At 66.6% G+C, this 12499-nt stretch carries 16 protein-coding genes; 6 read left to right on the top strand and 10 right to left on the bottom strand.

Annotated features, from left to right (window positions below):
• Window positions 1-3 precede the first annotated feature (3 nt).
• From hemP to ASE31_RS16555, 3 genes are all read right to left on the bottom strand, one after another.
• Window positions 4-246 (bottom strand): hemin uptake protein HemP, encoded by a 243-nt coding sequence (hemP, locus tag ASE31_RS16565; protein WP_082604200.1) that lies wholly within the window; start codon window positions 244-246, stop codon window positions 4-6.
• Between the two features lie 154 nt (window positions 247-400).
• Window positions 401-2623 (bottom strand): bifunctional diguanylate cyclase/phosphodiesterase, encoded by a 2223-nt coding sequence (locus ASE31_RS16560; RefSeq protein ID WP_057202925.1) that lies wholly within the window; start codon window positions 2621-2623, stop codon window positions 401-403.
• A gap of 202 nt (window positions 2624-2825) precedes the next feature.
• Window positions 2826-4457: a triacylglycerol lipase gene (locus ASE31_RS16555; RefSeq protein WP_057202924.1), complete on the bottom strand. Its 1632-nt coding sequence runs from the start codon at window positions 4455-4457 to the stop codon at window positions 2826-2828.
• 207 nt (window positions 4458-4664) lie between these two features.
• Between ASE31_RS16555 and ASE31_RS16550 the strand changes: the two genes are divergently transcribed.
• Window positions 4665-5594 carry a restriction endonuclease gene (locus ASE31_RS16550; RefSeq protein ID WP_057202923.1) on the top strand — a complete coding sequence of 310 codons (930 nt, stop codon included), beginning with the start codon at window positions 4665-4667 and terminating at the stop codon, window positions 5592-5594.
• On the opposite strand, the gene ASE31_RS16545 is transcribed toward ASE31_RS16550, so the two are convergent.
• The gene (locus ASE31_RS16545) at window positions 5591-6040 is read right to left on the bottom strand and encodes a CBS domain-containing protein (protein ID WP_057202922.1); all 450 of its coding nucleotides are present in this window, start codon (window positions 6038-6040) and stop codon (window positions 5591-5593) included. The two genes, ASE31_RS16550 and ASE31_RS16545, sit on opposite strands and share 4 nt — an antisense overlap.
• A 261-nt stretch (window positions 6041-6301) precedes the next feature.
• Here ASE31_RS16545 and ASE31_RS16540 point away from each other — a divergent pair, with 261 nt between their 5' ends.
• Window positions 6302-7396 carry a YihY/virulence factor BrkB family protein gene (locus ASE31_RS16540; RefSeq protein WP_082604199.1) on the top strand — a complete coding sequence of 365 codons (1095 nt, stop codon included), beginning with the start codon at window positions 6302-6304 and terminating at the stop codon, window positions 7394-7396.
• Between the two features lie 31 nt (window positions 7397-7427).
• Here ASE31_RS16540 and ASE31_RS16535 read toward each other — a convergent pair whose 3' ends face one another.
• The 3 genes from ASE31_RS16535 to ASE31_RS16525 all read right to left on the bottom strand — a co-directional run bounded on the left by ASE31_RS16535 (window position 7428) and on the right by ASE31_RS16525 (window position 8737).
• Window positions 7428-7688, bottom strand: a complete 261-nt coding sequence (locus tag ASE31_RS16535; RefSeq protein ID WP_057202920.1) for a hypothetical protein — start codon at window positions 7686-7688, stop codon at window positions 7428-7430.
• A 67-nt stretch (window positions 7689-7755) separates the two neighbouring features.
• On the bottom strand, window positions 7756-8136 hold the full coding sequence (locus ASE31_RS16530; protein ID WP_057202919.1) for a hypothetical protein: 381 nt from the start codon (window positions 8134-8136) through the stop codon (window positions 7756-7758).
• Window positions 8137-8239: 103 nt separating this feature from the next.
• The gene (locus ASE31_RS16525) at window positions 8240-8737 is read right to left on the bottom strand and encodes a hemerythrin domain-containing protein (protein ID WP_057202918.1); all 498 of its coding nucleotides are present in this window, start codon (window positions 8735-8737) and stop codon (window positions 8240-8242) included.
• Between the two features lie 220 nt (window positions 8738-8957).
• Here ASE31_RS16525 and ASE31_RS16520 point away from each other — a divergent pair, with 220 nt between their 5' ends.
• The 3 genes from ASE31_RS16520 to ASE31_RS31710 all read left to right on the top strand — a co-directional run bounded on the left by ASE31_RS16520 (window position 8958) and on the right by ASE31_RS31710 (window position 10744).
• Complete coding sequence (locus tag ASE31_RS16520; RefSeq protein WP_057202917.1) at window positions 8958-9509, top strand: ATP-dependent Clp protease proteolytic subunit; 552 nt, start codon at window positions 8958-8960, stop codon at window positions 9507-9509.
• Between the two features lie 100 nt (window positions 9510-9609).
• A complete protein-coding gene (locus ASE31_RS16515) occupies window positions 9610-10425 on the top strand; it encodes an EAL domain-containing protein (RefSeq protein WP_057202916.1) in 816 nt (271 codons plus the stop codon).
• Between the two features lie 91 nt (window positions 10426-10516).
• Entirely contained in the window at window positions 10517-10744 is a 228-nt protein-coding gene (locus ASE31_RS31710) for a hypothetical protein (RefSeq protein WP_157412530.1), read from the top strand.
• Between the two features lie 102 nt (window positions 10745-10846).
• Here the strand turns inward: ASE31_RS31710 and ASE31_RS16510 are convergent, their stop codons facing one another.
• From ASE31_RS16510 to ASE31_RS16500, 3 genes are read right to left on the bottom strand one after another with little or no spacing between them, the layout of a single operon-like run.
• A complete protein-coding gene (locus tag ASE31_RS16510; protein ID WP_057202915.1) occupies window positions 10847-11359 on the bottom strand; it encodes an Hsp20/alpha crystallin family protein in 513 nt (170 codons plus the stop codon).
• Window positions 11360-11411: 52 nt separating this feature from the next.
• Entirely contained in the window at window positions 11412-11816 is a 405-nt protein-coding gene (locus tag ASE31_RS16505; RefSeq protein ID WP_082604207.1) for an Hsp20/alpha crystallin family protein, read from the bottom strand.
• Window positions 11817-11845: 29 nt separating this feature from the next.
• On the bottom strand, window positions 11846-12298 hold the full coding sequence (locus ASE31_RS16500; protein WP_057202913.1) for an Hsp20/alpha crystallin family protein: 453 nt from the start codon (window positions 12296-12298) through the stop codon (window positions 11846-11848).
• Between the two features lie 3 nt (window positions 12299-12301).
• Between ASE31_RS16500 and ASE31_RS32665 the strand changes: the two genes are divergently transcribed.
• Window positions 12302-12499: hypothetical protein (locus ASE31_RS32665; RefSeq protein WP_235514574.1), on the top strand; the 198-nt coding region annotated here is incomplete at its 3' end.

Here is a 12499-nt window from a genome sequence, read left to right as displayed (position 1 = left end):
AACCTATTTCGTCAGAATCAGCTTTCCGAGCTTGGTGGTCTTGAGCTGGTAGACCGAACCGTTGTGCAGGATGTTCACGACCTTGGCCGTGCCCAGCATGGTGGCGCTGTTGATGCTGCGCAGAAAACCTGCGGCAGTCGACTCGGCCGGCGCCTGCGCCAGAGCATCATCGGCAACTGCCGACGCGCGTGGCGCCGCGGGGCGCTGCAGTCGAAGGACGGGGCGAGGCATGGCAAGTGTCGACATGGTGTGCAGGAATCGGTTGGTTGGTGGACTGGGTGCTGTCTCTGCGGTATGGATGAAGTATAGGGCAACAAATGAGAATGTGTCTCATTATCCTTTGAAACAATAGGTAATTCTGCGAAGGCGGCGCGGGGGGCGCGCGGATGCATTGAAGGGGTTACGCGGATGCCTTGCGCAACGCCCCCAGACCATAGGCTTCGCTGAACTGCTGCGCGGACATGGGCCGGGCGAAGAGATAGCCCTGGGCCTCGCCGCATCGCTCGCTGTGCAGGCGCTCGCGTTGGGCCTCGGTCTCCACGCCTTCGGCAATGGTCTTGAGGTCGAAGCTGCGCGCCATGTCCAGGATGGCGCGCACCACTGAGGCTTCGCGCCGCGAGCCCAGCATGCCCTGCACGAAGCTGCGGTCTATCTTGATGCGCGTGAGCGGGTAGCTGGTGAGCAGGCTCAGCGACGCATAGCCGGTGCCGAAGTCGTCGAAGGCGATGCCCACGCCCTGGTCGCGCAGGCGGCGCAGCATGCCGGGCACCACGTCGTCGTGGTCGAGCACGATGTTCTCGGTGATCTCCAGCTCCAGCGCATCGGGTGGCAGGCCATGGCGCGCCAGGGTGGCCATGACCTCGGTGGCCAGGTCGCCCACGCGGAACTGCACGCCAAACAGGTTCACGCCCATGCGCAGGGTGGGCGCGCCGTTGCGCCGCCAGTAGGCCGCCTGCGCGCAGGCCTCGTCCAGGATCCATGAGCCCACGATGGCGGCAAGGGGGCCACCCTCCAGCGCGGGCAGAAAGGCGGCCGGCGCCAGCAGGCCACGCTGCGGGTGCTGCCAGCGAATCAGCGCTTCGGCACCCGAGAGCGAGCCATCTTCCAGGTGCACCTGGGGCTGGTAGAACAGCACCAGCTCGCCCTTGTCCACCGCGCGGTTCAGCTCCATGCCATACAGGCGCCGGGCCACCGCCGCCATGCGCAGGGCAGGCACAAAGACGGAGCTGCGCCCGCGCCCCTCGGTCTTGGCCTGCGACAAGGCCAGATCGGCATTGCCCACCAGCTCCAGCGCCTCGTGGGCCTGCAGGGGCGCGACGGAAACCCCGCAACTGGCGCCCACGCGCACCTCATGCCCGCCGATGGCAATGGGCTGGTGGATGGCGCTGACGGCACGCTGGGCAAACTGGTTGGCGGCATCGGCATCGCCCACGCCGGGCAACAGCAGGGCGAATTCGTCACCTCCCAGCCGCGCAGCGATGGGCCCCCGGCTCTGGTGGGCCTCGAACAGCGCGTGGCCTGCCAGCCGGGCCAGCCGCTGCGCCACCTCCCGCAGGATGCCATCGCCCACGGCGTGACCCAGCGTGTCGTTCACATCCCTGAAACCGTCAAGGTCCAGCATCAGCACGGCGGCAGCGGCATCCGGCAAAGGGCTGAGCAGAGCCTCCTGCACGCGGCGGTAAAAGCAGGCGCGGTTGGCCAGGCCGGTCAGCGGGTCGCTGCTGGCCTGGCGGCGCAGGTCGTCCTCTTCGCGCCGCTGCGCCGTGAGGTCCTTGAGCACCGCCTCGAAGCGCAGGCGCCCGTTGTGGCGCCAGATGAACAGCGCAATCCCCAGCATGAAATGCGTAAAGTCCTTGCGCCGCCCGCACACTTCGGTGGGGATCTGCAGGTCCTGCATCGAGGCCGCCGCTACCGCGCGCGCAATCCCTTCGCGCAGGGTGGCATGCTCCTGCTCGGCCAGCAGCAGATCCAGCGGCTGGCCCACGCATTCGGCCGGGTGGTAGCCGTGCAGCGCGGCGGCGGCGGTGTTGATCGCCACCACGCGCCGCTGCTCGTCGAACCAGACCACCGGCGTGGTGGAGTTGCCCGCGTACTCGTCGAACGAGGGCCGCGTGCGCTCGGACGAGGTCTCGATGCGGTGCAGCTCCAGCCGGTCAGAGGCCATGCGCGCCAGCTCGCGCAGGCGCTCTTGGTCTTCCGGGCCGAAATCGTCGTGCGGGCGGTCATCGAGCACGCACAGCGCGCCCATGGCGTGGCCTTCGGGCGAGAGCAGGGGCACGCCGGCATAAAAGCGCACGTTGGATGGCCCGGTGACCAGGGGGTTGTCGTGAAAGCGCTCGTCCTGCAGCGTGTCGGGCACCACCATCACCCCGCCTTGCGCAATGGCATGGGCGCAGAAGGAGACGTCGCGGCCCATGTCGAGTTCGCCGACGCCAACACTGGCAGCAAAAAACACGTGGTCGCTGCCGACCATGTTCACGGCCGACACGGGCATGCCGAACATGCGCGCTGCAATGCGCACCACCGGGTCCAGGCTGGGCAGCGCTTGCTCGCCTTCAAGGCCATGGTCTGCCAAGGCCTGCAGCCGCGCCTCCTCGCTCTGCAGGGTAGGGGGGCACTTCATGTGAGCCTCCAGGTAGGGTGGCCAAGTCTCCGCCCCCGAAGACGCATGCCACGTCCCCAAAATAACCGCTTGTCGTGGGCCGCGCTGTAAGACGGCGCTGACAGAACCGGCCGGTTCCGGGAAAGGTAGTGATCTGCCTGAACTTCTACCACGGGCCGTCCAAAACGCCGCCATGTTTATTGCCACGCAGGGTTGCGGTGGCTTACGAGTTCCACGCCGATATCACGAACCGCAATTGCCCGCGCACGCCGGGGTGTGCCGGCTTTTGCGTGCCCCGGCCGTCCACCGTGTAGCTGTCGAACGGGATCACCACTTCCACGCGGCCGTCGCCCAGCGGCTGCACATCGAGCACCGTCTGTGCCTGCACCATGCCCGTGCCCTGCCAGGAATACTTCACCTTCCAGGGCGTGGCGTCGTTGGGCGGGGGCTCCATCTCCAGGATCAGCGCGTTGCGAAACAGGTAGCCGCCCTCGTAGTGCTCGTTGATCCACAGGCGCTTCTCGATCTCGTAGTCGGGCGCGCGCACGCCGAACTCCAGCCCGTAGGCCAGCGAGCGGCGGCGCGGGTTCACGCGTGCGCTGTTGGCGAGGAACACGCTGGACAGGTAGTGGTGGTTGTCGCTCTGCCAATTGGCGTGGGCCATGCAGGCCACCGAGTCCTCCTCGGCCGTGCGCCGGGTCAGGTACCACAGCTTGCCGCGCGGCGAGGCGCGCAGCTCCATCTGGTAGAGCGCGTTGACCTTGTGGCCTGCGTCCACCTGGGCCTGCACGGGCGTGGGCAGGCGGATCTCGTCGATGTCCGCCCACAGGTCCACCCGCACGTCGCCAAACAGAAAGCGCGCCAGGTTCTGAAACGCCTCTTCGCTGTTCACGATGCCGTAGAAGCCCGAGTGCGCGCGGTAGGCAAACGCCTTGGCGCAGGGCTCGCCCACGCTGTCGTCGGCGTTCAGGCCGTGCAGCGTGGCGTTCTCGATGCGCACCAGCCCGTCGCTGCCGTTGCCCACGAAGGTGCGCGACAGACCCGCCGCCGTCTCGTAGTCCAGCCGGTTGGTGCCCACCATGCAGAAGACGCGGCGCGACGGAAACAGCGCTTCGGGCAGCAGGTCCACGCGCTGGTGCGTGGAATACGCGGACGCCAGGTCCAGGTACTGCACCATGCGCTTGCCGCGGTTGAAGTTGCTGATGTCCATGGCAGAGAGCCAGGCCGGCGCGTTGATGCCCGCCACATCGATGCCGTTGTGCGGCGTGGCGTAGGTGAAGAACTTGTCCACCTGGGGCCGCATGCCTTCAGGGTCCAGCGCCGGGTTCTGCAGCATGGCGCGGCACACCAGCCCGCCCATGGAGTGCGCCACCAGGTAGCAGCGAAAGTCCGCAGGCGCCACCGCGTTCGCGGCATTGGCGCAGACCAGGTCGCGCACTCGGGCCAAAAGCCGGCTCAGCTCCTTCGCAAAGTCCTCGATGCCTGGCGTGTTGCCGTCGCCCAGCAGGGTCGAGGCGCTGTCGTAGTAGCGAAAGATGATGATGCTCTGCCCCGTCAGCACATTGCCCGTGGGCTTGCCGTCGGCCGTGGTTTCCCACTCGGGGTCCACGATGTCGTAGCCGTCCTCGTACACGTCGGTGTAGCCGTGGTCCGACGCCAGCCGCACCAGCGGCGACTCGAACACGTGCTTGCGCGGCTTGCTGCGCCTGTCGGGCACGGCCCGGTGCACGGTCGACCCTGCGTTGAACCCGCAGAACGGGTCGGCCGTGGTCTGGTCGATCTCGCCCTGCGTCATGGCGTAGCCACGCACATAGATGATGGGAAAGTAGGGGGCCTTGAAGGTGGCTGCAGGCATGTTGGTTGCGCTCCCGGTGGTGCAGCCGCTGCGGGCGGTGGCTCGGGGCGGGGGGCTGCAAGTGCGCGATGGTCTGGGGGCGCGCTCGGGGCGTCAAGTGAAATAGTGGTGCAGAACGTGTCGCCAGAGCCGTGCAATTCAAAACTAGCCAAGCACCCCCTGTTTCGAATAATGCGAGCAACACCCAACAAACGGGAGGGAACCACCATGGCAGCACGGCGCAAGAAAACCAGCCCCCTGGAGGACATGATGGACCTCGTCGCCCTGTTGCCCTGGTGGGCTGGCGTGGGGCTGGCGGTGGTGTTCTACCTTGTGCTCAGCCCACTGGCCGCGTCGTTCAGCCAGCCGGCGCCGGTCAAGCCCGGCCAGATCGGAGCGATGGTGCAGGGCGCGCTGCTCGGCGGCCTGGCCATGGTGGGCCAGTACGTGGCGCCCATGGTCTGCCTGGCAGGGGCGGCTCTGTCTGGCTGGCGGCGCCGGCTGCGCCGGGCCCTGGTGGACGAGGTGGCGCAGGCCCCCGCAGCCAGCACCATCGACGGCATGTCCTGGCCCGAGTTCGAGATGCTGGTGGGCGAGGCCTACCGGCTGCAGGGTTTTCAGGTGACCGAGACGGGCGGTGGTGGGCCCGACGGCGGGGTGGACCTGGTGCTGACCCGGGGCGGTGAGAAGTTCTTCGTGCAGTGCAAGCACTGGAAGGCCTTCAAGGTGGGCGTGGAGACGGTGCGCGAACTCTACGGCGTGATGGCCGCGCGGGGCGCCACGGGCGGCTTCGTGGTGACATCGGGGCGCTTCACCAACGACGCGAGGCTCTTCACCCAGGGGCGCAACCTGCAACTGGTAGACGGGCCGCGCCTGCTGGCCATGCTCCAGCAGGCGCAGCAATCCCGGTCGGCGGTGGCGGCGGTCATCGCTGTCCATGGCGGGGTGCACCACGAACCGCCGGCACCCCCATCCGTGCCATCGGGGCAGGCCGCCGCAGTCGCCCCGGCCGATGCCCCTGCGAGCGCCCAGCCAGGCTGCCCCAAGTGCGGCTGCGGAATGGTTCGCCGCATCGCGCGCACCGGCAACAACGCGGGGAACTCATTCTGGGGCTGCTCCACCTTCCCGGCGTGCCGCGGGGTGCGGCAGGTGGACTAAGACTGGCCCGAGCGGTCCGGCTGGGCCGGTGCTGAAATGTCGGACAGGGACGCGGCCACGTCCAGCGCCTCACCGCGTTCCTTCACCGCCACGTCGCCCAGCGACAGAATGCCCACCAGGCGCTGGTCGCCGTCCAGCACCGGCAGGCGGCGGATCTGTGTGCGCGACATCTGCTGCAGCGCGTCATCGATCGATTCGCCCTCGCGGGTCGATTGCACGTCGGTGCTCATCACGTCCTTGAGCTGCGTGGTCCCGGCATTGCGGTCCTGCGCCACCGAGCGCAGCACGATGTCGCGGTCGGTCACCATGCCCACCAGCCTGTCGCCTTCACAGACGGGGATGGCTCCCACGTTGAGCTCTTGCATGGCCTGGGCTGCCAGCAGCACGCTGTCGGTAGGCGCCAGGCTGCGCACGCCACGGGTCATCACTTCGGATACGGTTGTCATGGTGGTTTTCCTTGAGGGCAAAGGGTCCAATCTATGCCGGCGCTCCGGTGGCGTATGTAGGAGCACAAGCTTTTCTTCCGCGCCCTGCAAGGCTGCTGCACGAACCCTGCGAGGGCGCATACAGGTTCTTCGCCGGGTGGGGGCTGGCGCGCATCCGTCCTCGCAGGCCGAACAGGCTCTGGGGTTGCGCCAGGCGCCCCGGCCTACACGCAGGGGTCTTGTCCGCATGTACAAATGGCCCAGACTCAGCACCTGCCCGCCATGAACTTCTCCACCCTGTTCGACATCTCCAAAAAGACCGCCATGGCCTGGGTGGACGACTACGCCCCCAGCATGGGGGCCGCCATCTCGTACTACACGGCCTTCTCCATCGCGCCGCTGCTGGTCATCGTGATCGCCATTGCGGGCTACGTGTTTGGCGAGGAGGCCGTGCGCGGTGCGCTGCAGGGCCAGATATCGGGCCTGGTGGGCAGCGATGGCGCGGCCGCCATCCAGGGCCTGGTCAGCAGCGCGCGGGAGCCGACCGAGGGCCTGGTCGCCAGCGGCATCAGCATCGTCTTTCTGGTGATTGGTGCGACCACGGTGTTCGCCGAGATCCAGAGCGCGCTCGACCGCATCTGGCATGTGCCCGAGAAGGCCAAGCCCAGTGGCCTGTGGGGCCTGCTGCGGGCGCGCTTCCTGTCGTTCGGGCTGATCCTGGGGCTGGCCTTCCTGCTCATGGCATCGCTGGCTGTGAGCGCGGCGGTGGCGGCGCTGGGCACCTGGTTCTCGGCGCTGCTGCCGGGCTGGGAGATCGTGCTGCAGGTGCTCAACATGGCGCTTTCGGTGGTGGTGGAGACCTTGCTGTTCGCCATGATCTTCAAGCTCATGCCCTCCACGCGCATTGCCTGGAGCGACGTGTGGGTGGGCGCCGCCGTGACGGCGGCGCTGTTCGAGCTGGGCAAGGTGCTGATCGGGCTGTATGTGGGCAAGGCCGGCATCAGCTCCACCTATGCTGCGGCTGGCTCCATCGCCATCATCCTGATCTGGGTGTACTACGCGGCGCAGATCTTTCTGCTGGGCGCCGAGTTCACCAAGGTGTATGCCACCGAATACGGTTCGCACCGCGGTGCGCCCAAGACCCAGGCACCCGAAACCCCGGTGAAGAGCGAGGACCCCGTGCCTGAAGTGCCACCCCAGCCTGTGAGGTGGCCTGGCGACCCGGCCGGGGGCGCTGCGCGGCGGGGCGGCGATGGTGAAGACCTGCCGCTGGTCACGCGCATCGCCCTGGTCGCCGTGGTCGGGGGGCTGTTTGCTGCGCGCGTTGCCGTTGTGCAATGGATCGGTGGCAGAAAGCGGCGCGTGCGCCAACGCTGACGCTGCAGCCGCGGGCGCCTGAGCCCGGCGATCACTCGGTGAGTTTCGGGAATTCCAACGGAACGAAATGCTGCCGAAAGCGCCGTGGCAATTCCCGCAAGGTGTCTTCCCGCGAGAGCGGCCACTGCGCATGCACGAAGACGCTCACGATCCGCCCCTCGACATACCGGCCAATCAACCGATAGGCGCCTGCGCCGCCTGGCCCAATGCCGTGGGGTGTGGCTGCCGGGCAGTCGGGCAACTGCCGGGTCTGGCCATCGAGAGGGCCGCCAACGTACAAAGCGGTGATCATGGTGTACGCAAATGGATGGGGGAGCGGGGGCTTCGGTCCGCCGTGGCCCGGCTGCAGACAACAGCGCTTACGCCCGTTTTGTTGCAGTAGTGCGCATGCGCCAGTACCAGCACTCGCGCAGCAACCGGCGGTCGGGACCGGGCAGGTCACCGGGCACCGCATCCCCGGGCTCGAATTCGACTTCGATTTCCACGCTGCAGTACTCGGGTACGGTCAGGTACTCCTCTGCGGCATCCAGCGCATCGGCCCAGACCTGCGCCGCGCGGATCTCCGTGTCCGAGAATGCCCATCCTGGGATAAGCAGCCCGGAGTTCACCATGGAGTGGTCGCGCCACGCCATGTAGGGATGCTCTTGCGCCTCGTCGCACACCCTGCGCGCCGCTGCGAGGGAGGCATCGGCCATTTCCTGGTTTTTGGCATCTTCCGGATAGGTCAGTATCAGGCGCATCCACGGACTCCGGTGAAGGGGTGGCTGAGCAGCCGAGGCAGGCGGCGCGAGGCGGGGCGCCGCCTGCCCCGATCAAGGGGCCCGAAGGCCCCTCAGGCAACGATCAGGCGGGCGCGAGCTCCGCCTCCATCAGCTCGGCCTTGCGCGCTTCCAGCGCATCGCGCATGGCCACCAGGTCGAGCTTCTTGGCGGCACGGGCCTTGGGGAACATCTCGTTGCGCTCTTCCTTCACGTGGTGGTCGATGTACTCGCCCAGTACGATGACCTTGGCATCGAACTGTTCGTCGACCTCGGTGGCTGCCTCGATCTGCGCGATCAGGTCCTTGGCGGTCTGGTGTTCCACCTCGGCTTCGGCCAGCAGGTCGGTTTCCTTGATGGCGGCGCGCACTGCGGGGTAGAAAATCTCTTCCTCGATCTGGGCGTGCACGGTCAATTCCTTGCAGATGTGCATGGCCAGGTCCAGGCGCTTTTGTTTGGCAGCGCGGGCCTTCGATTCCATGAGCTCCTCGAACTCCTTGAACATCTTCTTGACGGCCTTATGGTCTGCATCGAGCAGGTCGCAGGCATCTTTTTCGCGGCGGGCTGGGGTGGTGGTGGGCATCGTGGGCTCCGTAGGTAGTGGGGCCTTGATCATTGGGCGGCGCGCGTGCGGGCACTGTAGGCGCAGCCTCGCAGCGGGCGTAGGAGCAGCAGCAATCGGGCGCGCGTAGGCTGCGGCGTCTGGCTTGCGTGCCAGATTGGGAGTGCGTCCTACAGCCCAGCTGCGGCGTGGCTTTACGCTCGGTGGTTGCCTGTTCTGGCCCTCCCATCCCTTTACCCATATGAAATCGCTACCCTCGCTCGCACCCGATATCCGCCTGTTTGGCAACGTCAACGAAGCCATGCTGTCCGAGTTCTTTCGGCAGCAATCCGAAGCGAGGGCCGGCGCCCCCATCGTGTTCGAGCTGAGCACCTCCGGCGGCGATGCCGAGTCGGGCCGCCGCATCGCCGAAGAACTGCGCCTGTGGCAGAAAGCGGGCACCGAGATATTCTTCCTGGGCAAGACCTACGTGTTCTCCGCCGGCATCACCATCATGTCTGCCATCCCCCGCAGCCACCGGTTCCTGACGCGCGATTGCGAGCTGCTCATCCATGAGCGCAAGATGACCAAGCAGATCACGCTGGATGGCGCCTTGCGCAGTTGCCGCGCCAAGATCAACGATGTGCTGGCCGAGATCGAGTCGGGCCAGCGGCTGCAGACCGAAGGCTTTGCGCAGCTGGTGCATGGCTGTTCCCTGACCGTCCAGGATGTGGAAAAGAAGGTGCTGGAGAAAGACTGGTACCTCACTGCGCAGGAGGCGCTCGACCATGGCCTCGTCGGTGGAGTGGTCTGATCCGCGCGTTTGCGCAGCAGCGGTCGCGCTGCCCGGCTGGTGGCTACCATGGCAAAAACCCGAAGCAGCGCCATCCTTTCTAGGCCTTTAAACTGTAGTGATGCTGTCCCTACCCACCGTCAATCCTCGTTTCCCCACCGACTTCATCCCGCTGGAAGGCTCGCGGCAGGACTGTGAAGACTGCGGCAAAGGGGAGAAGCTGGGGTTTCAGTTCGACTACGCCTACCAGCCCATCGTGGATCTGGAGCGGCGCACGGTGTTCGCGCACGAAGCCCTGGTGCGCGGGCCCGCAGGCGAGGGCGCCATGACCGTGCTGTCCCAGGTCAACGACGGCAACCGCTACCGCTTCGACCAAGCCTGCCGTGTCAAGGCCATCAAGGGGGCGAGCGAGCTGGGCATACGCGAGCCGGTCTCCATCAACTTTTTGCCCAACGCCATCTACAAACCCGAGGTGTGCATTCGCACGACGCTGGAGGCCGCCCGCACCCACCACTTTCCGCTCGACCAGATCATCTTCGAGGTGACCGAAGGCGAGCGCGTGCAGGACGGGCCCTGGTTCGCCTCCATCTTGCGCGAGTACAAGCGCTGCGGGTTCAAGACCGCCATCGACGACTTCGGCGCGGGGTATGCAGGCATGAAGCTGCTGTCCGACTTCCAGCCCGACATCATCAAGATCGACATGGACCTGATCCGCAACGTGGACGCCAACCGTGCGCGCCAGGCCATCGTGCGCAGCCTGGTGTCCCTGTGCAAGGACATGGACATAGAGGTGGTTGCCGAAGGCATCGAGACGCCCGCTGAGCGCGATTTTCTGCGCGATGCAGGCATCCACCTCATGCAGGGCTATCTGTTTGCCCGGCCGGCCTTTCGCTCCATCGCGCAGGTGGATACCTCGCTGTTCAGCGCCCGGTCTTGAATTTCCGGCGGCGATTTCCTATCATTTCACCGGCCTCGCGCCACCCCCCGCCACGAGCAATCGGCTCACCTTCCAAGAAAGGAGTTTGACCATGAATTCGCATTCCCCATCTCCCTCTTCGGGAACAGACCGTGCCACCCGTGGTGCGGGCCGGCGCAGCGGCTCATCAATGCGCTACCTGTCGCAGCTGCAGACCGACGCCTACCTCCTCGCGCGCGAGGCGCTGCGGCGGGTGCAGCGCACGTCCACACTCCTTGCAGCGGGCTTGGGCTCGCCCGAGCGAGCCGGCGCCCGCGCAGACGGGCGCCATCTGCACTGAAAAAGCGCAAGCCTGCACCACACCCGTGAGCGGCGGCGCCATGAAAATCGCCCGGACGAAGCCGGGCGATTCGTTGTGCCGCAAGGGCGGCGCAGGCAGGCCTCAGGCCAGGTGCAACGCAATGGCCCGGCCCCGCACCGCCTCGGACTTGGGCAGCTCGATGCGCAGCACCCCATCGCGGTAGATGGCCTTGCTGTTGCAGGCATCCACCGCCGTTGCAAGCGGCAGGTCGCGGCGCAAGGGTCCATACGCATACCGGGCGATGTGCCAGCGGCCCACCGCGCCGGGCTGGTGGGCGCGCTTTTCGCCCCACACGGTGAGCACATGGCCATTGAGCTCGATACGCAGGTCCTCACGGCGCATGCCGGGGGCCTCGACGCGCACGACCACCTTGCTGGGGCCGTCGAAAACGTGGGCTGCCGTGAAGGCCCAACCCCTCAGTCGCGGCACTGTGCTGAGCGGCGCTGGCGGCGTGCGCCGTCCGGTTGGGGTGCGCGCTGGCCACAGGCGCGCGAGGGCGCGTCTGGCCCGGCTGGCAAGGCCGTTCCACACCTGCCAGAGCGAAGCGCTGGCCTGGTCAGCCCCTGGGCCGGCTTGTTCTGCAATGGGGTTCATGTTTCCGCCTTTCTGCACAAAGATCTCATTGCAACCCGCATCAGCCGCGCGCTCAACCAGCCACCACGACGATCCGGCGCGGTTGCGCATGGGCCTGCTTGGGAATGCGCAGGCTCAGCACTCCGTCTTTCAGGCTGGCCTCGATGCGCGCCGTGTCCAGCTCGCGGCTGAGCGTAAAGCTGCGGCGGTAGCGGGGCACCCGTACCTCTGCGTAGATGGCCTCCAGGCCGTCGGCGGCATGGGGCCGCACGCTGCCTTCGATCAACAGCGATTCGCCTTCCACCTTCAGCTCCAGCTGCTCCTTGGGCACGCCGGGCATGTCGGCCAGCAGCGTGATGCCGCCGCTGTCCTCGAACACGTCCACGGCAGGGAGCAGTGCGCGCTGCGGGTCTCGGTCGGCCGCAGCCGAGGCGGACGCAGCCGAAGAGGTGGTGGCCATTTGTTTTTGTTCGCTCATGATGGGTTCTCCTTGGGATGCGATGCGGGTCATTGCACGGTGATGCGCTTGGGCTGGGCCGACTCGCGCCGCGCAATGCTGACCTGCAGCACGCCGTCGCGGTAGCTGGCATGCACCTGGGCCGGGTCCACGTCGTCCGGCAAAGACACCGTGCGGGTGAACGAACCCACGCTGCGCTCGCTGGCATACACCTGCACCTTGCGGTCGGCGGCGGGGATGGCGGACGCGCGCTCACCGGCAATGCGCAGCACGCCCCGGTCCAGGCTCACGTCGATCTTCGAGGCGTCCAGCCCCGGCGCGAAGGCATACACCTCCACGCTCGTGGGGGTGCGCCCCACATTGATCGCTGGCAGCGTGCCCGCATTGACCGAGCGGATGCTGCTGGGCAGCCCCGTGGCACCGAAAACATCATCCAGTTCGCGGCGAAGCCGCTCGAATTGACCGAACAGGCTGCCCGGTTGACTCAACAACGATACATACATGGTGTGTCCTCCGTTGGGTTGAATGACACCGGTCGGAGACCCGCCCCCTCCGGTTCGATTGCAAAAATAGAGGCGGCCAAAACAGTTTCAAGAGGGATTTTTGAGGACGTTTTGCAGGCATTTTTTGCCCGCAAGCAGACCTCCTGCATGCCCGAAAGTGGAAGCCGGGACGAAAAAAAACCGGCTCGAAAGAGCCGGCTT

The sequence above is a fragment of the Acidovorax sp. Root217 genome (assembly GCF_001428645.1).
Lineage (GTDB): Bacteria > Pseudomonadota > Gammaproteobacteria > Burkholderiales > Burkholderiaceae_C > Acidovorax.
This window is presented reverse-complemented; position numbering and strand designations above follow the sequence as displayed.